Here is a 1,413-nt window from a genome sequence, read left to right as displayed (position 1 = left end):
TGCGTCCAGGGAAGTGGTGTACGACTTGCCCGTGATGGGCGTGTTGCGTAGATGAGAGACGGCCACCGCGCGATCCTTCGAGACGGCTAAGTCCGAGTGAAGGAGAGTGATGCGCGATGGCCGTATCTGAGAGTGTGAACCCTGTTGACCTGCTGTGCGAGCAGATCGCGGGCGCGTCGCCGGACATGTTGCAGGCGATGATCAAGACGTTCGCGCAGGCGGTGATGTCCGCCGAGGCGGACGCGATCTGCGGTGCCGGGTATGGGCAGCGCAGTGACGAGCGGGTCAACTCGCGTAACGGATACCGGCCTCGGGAGTGGGACACCAGGGCCGGGACGATCGACCTGGCGATCCCGAAGCTGCGCCAGGGCAGCTACTTCCCGGACTGGTTGCTGACCCATCGTCGGCGGGCCGAACAGGCACTCGTGTCGGTGGTCGCGACGTCGTATCTGCTTGGGGTGTCGACCCGACGGGTGGAGAAGCTGGTCGAGCAGCTCGGGATCCGGCAGCTGTCCAAGTCGCAGGTCTCGGAAATGGCCGCCCACCTGGACACCCAGGTCGAGGCGTTCCGCAACCGCCCCCTCGACTCGGGCCATTACACGTTCGTGTGGACCGACGCGCTGACGATGAAGGTCCGCGAAGCAGGCCGCACCGTCAACGTCCACGCGCTGATCGCTGTCGGCGTCAACGCCGACGGTCAGCGCGAAGTCCTCGGCCTCGACGTCGCCTCGGACGAGGACGGCGCCGGCTGGCTGGCGTTCCTGCGGTCGCTGACCGCCCGCGGTTTGACCGGTGTGCGTCTGGTCATCTCCGACGCCCACGCCGGCCTGGTGTCCGCGATCGGCGCGGCCCTGCCCGGAGCCTCGTGGCAGCGCTGCCGGACCCACTACCTGCGCAACCTGCTGACCAAGGTGCCCAAGTCGGCGCAGCCGTGGATCGCCACCCTCGTCCGCACGATCTTCGACCAGCCTGACGCCGACGCCGTCCGAGCCCAGTACACGCGGGTCGTGGCCACGATCGAGGCGAAGTTCCCGGCCGCCGCCGAGCACCTCGACACCGCCCGCGACGACTTGCTCGCGTTCACCGGTTTCCCGCGTGAGATCTGGCGCCAGATCTGGTCGAATAATCCGCAGGAGCGGTTGAACAAGGAGATCCGCCGCCGCACCGACGTCGTCGGGATCTTCCCCAACCGGCCGTCGATCATCCGCCTCGTCGGCGCGGTCCTGGCCGAGCAAACCGACGAGTGGACCGAAGGACGCCGCTACATGGGCCTGGAACTCCTCGCCAAAGCCCGCATGGTCGTCATCAACGATCAACACGACACCGACCAGACCGACCCCGCCCCGATCGCCGCATAACATCAGACCGGATCCCGCGATGGCCGTCTCTTACACCATCAGCACGGACGTGACC

Annotated in this window: 1 protein-coding gene; it reads left to right on the top strand. The window is 67.1% G+C overall.

What is annotated here, in order from left to right; translation table 11 throughout:
• Positions 1-116: 116 nt before the first annotated feature.
• Positions 117-1,358 carry an IS256 family transposase gene (locus GSF22_RS33520; protein WP_208817907.1) on the top strand — a complete coding sequence of 414 codons (1,242 nt, stop codon included), beginning with the start codon at positions 117-119 and terminating at the stop codon, positions 1,356-1,358.
• Positions 1,359-1,413: the final 55 nt, after the last annotated feature.

The organism is Micromonospora echinofusca (genome assembly GCF_017614955.1).
Classification (GTDB): Bacteria; Actinomycetota; Actinomycetes; order Mycobacteriales; family Micromonosporaceae; genus Micromonospora; species Micromonospora echinofusca_A.
This window is presented reverse-complemented; position numbering and strand designations above follow the sequence as displayed.